We start from the raw sequence: 3,138 nt of genomic DNA on the forward strand, positions 1-3,138 counted from the left end.
AGTCCCTTATTTGGCAAAGGGTCTAGTTTCGTATTGTCTAAAAAGTTACTTTATGCATATCTAGATTTTCAAGGTAGTTTGATCATTTTCGCCCATTCGCTTGAATCTACCTGTACAAAATACAGTTAGACGTGCCGCTCTGCTTGCAACGATGCCTGCAGACGGTAAAATAGACGGATTTTCAAGGTAGTTTTCATTTTTTTCCCTTAAGGAGACAAAATAACTGGATGAAATCCATTTAGCGTCCATGCCGGTACAAAAAATGCAGGATATGGCGAGCTATTTACAATTCGGGTGACGTTCTCCAGCATTAAACCAACTGGTAAACGAATTATATAGTAGTAATTGAATAGGGGGGGAGATTATGACTAATTCTATTGAAATTCGTCAAATGACTGAATCGGACGTAGAGCTTGTGTATCAAGTTTTCACAGAACATGGTGTCGGAAAGTCCAGGGATTACATCCAGAGATGTTGGGAACAGAATGTAACAGGGGAAAGAATTACTTTACTAGCCTTTTACCAACAGCAGTTCGCGGGAAGCTTACATCTTCTTACTACCTCACATTACCCTTACTTTGTTGAAAATGGCATACCGGAAATAAATGATTTCAATGTTATTCCTCCATTTCGAAATCGGGGGATAGGAAATGCATTAATGGAAGCCATCGAGAACATTGCATTTGAGAAATATGGAATCGCTGGAATCGGCGTCGGACTCTATCAAAGTTATGGCAGTGCACAGCGTATGTATGCAAAAAGGGGATATATACCCGACGGCAGGGGAGTGGCGTATCAGCAACAACCGGTAACTCCCGGTTCCATGGTTCGTGTGGATGATGATTTGAATCTGTATTTCACTAAAGTTAAACTCTAACGTTGTCAGAGAATATCAAGAGCGTCTTTGAACAAAATAAGCCGCGTCAGCGGCTTATTTTGTTCAAAGACGAGAAAACCTCAAACACCAAATCCCACGACGCGTAAAAACCCCTCGAACCGATTACCACTATATGGTAAAGTATAGAGAACGTATGTTTGTGGATGATTGTAATTTAATGGTGGAGACACGAGGAGGAATTTTACGATCCTGAAGTATAGTAAAGAGCAGCTGGCATTATACTTTCCAATTGAAAAATATAACGTCTTAAAGGAGCTGAATCGGGATGCCGTATATTCAATGCAACAACATCGAAATGTATTATGAAAAGATGGGGATCGGAAGTCCGATAGTGTTTTTACATAGTGGATTTTCTCGGGGAATATTGGCTTTTGCCAGTCAAATACTCGACTTCCAACGCAAGTATACTTGCTATTTTCCGGATTTCAGAGGGCACGGCAGAACGAGGAGCAGCAGTCTTGAGTGGAGTACTCCCCAGCATGCAGACGATATTTTTGCATTTATGGACCAGCTTCAGATTCAACAGGCCCATTTCATCGGTTACGGCATGGGTGGAGGAGTGGCACTACATTGCGCTGTTAATCAGCCCGAAAGAGTGGCATCATTAACTTCTATCGGTCAAAGCGGCTTTGTTGCATCCATGGGATCGGAAGAGTTTGAGCCGGAACGGCTGTTGCAAAACAAAAACTATGATTTCATTAAATCGATGGAAGAAAGACATTTTGATGCGCATCAAGGAAATTGGCAGGAGTTTCTTAGGCAGAAAATAAAGGATTGGCGAACCTATCCCAATCTGACGGACGATCAATTAAGAAGTATAAGCTGTCCCGCTTTGTTTATCGCAGGGGAGTATGATGAGTTCGCTCCAGAAGAGGATCTAAAACGGGTGACAAATCTAATCCCTGACTCCCGTTATGTTATCGTACCCGGTAGAAGCCATAAAACTCATATGAATAGGGAAGATCCTGCATTTGTAAACGATACCATTCTTGATTTTTTGGAAAAGAACAGCGGATAGGGGGAGTATAATGCCATATGTAAAGGTCAATGATTTGGAAATGTTTTACGAGAAGATGGGGCATGGAGAGTTCTCATTTTTTTGCACAGCGGTTATTCTCGCGGAATATTGGCTTTTGCTAGTCAAATATTGGATTTTCAAAAAAAATACACCTGCTACTTCCCGGATTTCAGAATGGCTAATAGATAAAGGGATGCAAACTACAATCGACCAAATGATGGAAAGACACAGCGAAGCACATAAAGGGAATTGGCAAGAATTCATGAAACAATCGGCTGAAGATTGGCGTCTTTACCCGCAGCTTACAACGGAACAGCTTGGAAGTATTCAATGTCCATGCCTGTTTATTTCGGGGGAGCAGGATCCATTTGTTGACGAGGAAAGGGTTAAATATTTGAGCTCCCTTGTCAAAGGATCAAAATATTTAGTTGTCTCGGGAGGAAGCCATAGACCGCATATGACAAGGGAAAACCCAACTTTGGTAAATGATTCGATCCTTCAGTTGCTGGAGCAAAGCCGGGACGATTTGAAGGAAGCCAGATAATGAACGGGTGCAGCTGCAAAATTGATTTATTAAAACACGCTACGTACTAATCCTCCATCTATACGTAACGCGGAACCATTAATGGCAGAAGAAAGAGGACTACTTAAGAAGGTGACGAGATGTGCAATTTCTTCTGGTCGAATAAGCCTTTGAATAATGGAGGTTGGCCGGTTCTCTTTCATAAATCGCTTTTCAGCTTCTTCCATTGTTAATCTCTCATTAGGATAAAGCTGATTTAACATCGTTTCCACTCCTTCAGTTAACGTGGAACCAGGCATAACCGTATTGACAGTCACATTCGTTCCTTTAGTCAACTCGGCTAAACTGCGGGAGAGCGAGAGCTGCATCGTTTTGGTCGCACTATAATGAGCCATTTCCAGAGATGGCATAATCGCTGCTTCACTGGCGATAAAGATGACTCTGCCTTCCTTTTTCTGAATCATTTGTTTCAGGTACCGGCGGGTAAGTCGAACACCGCTCATGATGTTGGTTTCAAACAGCTTGAACCAATCTTCATCAGGGATATCAAAATATTCAACAGGCTCAAAAATTCCCAAGTTGTTAATAAGAATGTCTACTTCAGAGTGCTTCTCAATAACCTTATAATGGACTAAGAAAATTAGACAGCAAAAAAGGAGTTTCTTAGTTGTATGGCAACGATGAGGAGAAAGTTCACAC

4 protein-coding genes are annotated in these 3,138 nt (G+C 41.6%); 3 read left to right on the plus strand and 1 reads right to left on the minus strand.

Annotation, left to right across the window (positions count from 1 at the left end; all coding sequences use genetic code 11):
- Window positions 1-364: 364 nt before the first annotated feature.
- From ACTHRH_RS25485 to ACTHRH_RS25495, 3 genes are all read left to right on the plus strand, one after another.
- Window positions 365-877 (plus strand): GNAT family N-acetyltransferase, encoded by a 513-nt coding sequence (locus ACTHRH_RS25485; protein ID WP_379287515.1) that lies wholly within the window; start codon window positions 365-367, stop codon window positions 875-877.
- A gap of 286 nt (window positions 878-1,163) precedes the next feature.
- Window positions 1,164-1,916, plus strand: coding sequence for an alpha/beta fold hydrolase (locus ACTHRH_RS25490; RefSeq protein WP_440418253.1), 753 nt, complete (start codon window positions 1,164-1,166; stop codon window positions 1,914-1,916).
- A gap of 10 nt (window positions 1,917-1,926) precedes the next feature.
- On the plus strand, window positions 1,927-2,460 hold the full coding sequence (locus tag ACTHRH_RS25495) for an alpha/beta fold hydrolase (RefSeq protein WP_440418255.1): 534 nt from the start codon (window positions 1,927-1,929) through the stop codon (window positions 2,458-2,460).
- A 29-nt stretch (window positions 2,461-2,489) separates the two neighbouring features.
- Here ACTHRH_RS25495 and ACTHRH_RS25500 read toward each other — a convergent pair.
- The coding region (locus tag ACTHRH_RS25500; protein WP_440418257.1) for an SDR family oxidoreductase at window positions 2,490-3,138 on the minus strand (649 nt) is incomplete at its 5' end.

The organism is Paenibacillus sp. SAFN-117 (assembly GCF_051966115.1).
In the GTDB taxonomy this organism is placed as follows: domain Bacteria; phylum Bacillota; class Bacilli; order Paenibacillales; family NBRC-103111; genus Paenibacillus_L; species Paenibacillus_L residui.

Excerpts from the sequence above, each read along its gene's own strand:
- ACTHRH_RS25485 (WP_379287515.1), top strand. The coding sequence starts at position 365 with ATGACTAATTCTATTGAAATTCGTCAAATGACTGAATCGGACGTAGAG.
- ACTHRH_RS25490 (WP_440418253.1), top strand. The coding sequence starts at position 1,164 with ATGCCGTATATTCAATGCAACAACATCGAAATGTATTATGAAAAGATG.
- ACTHRH_RS25495 (WP_440418255.1), top strand. The coding sequence starts at position 1,927 with ATGCCATATGTAAAGGTCAATGATTTGGAAATGTTTTACGAGAAGATG.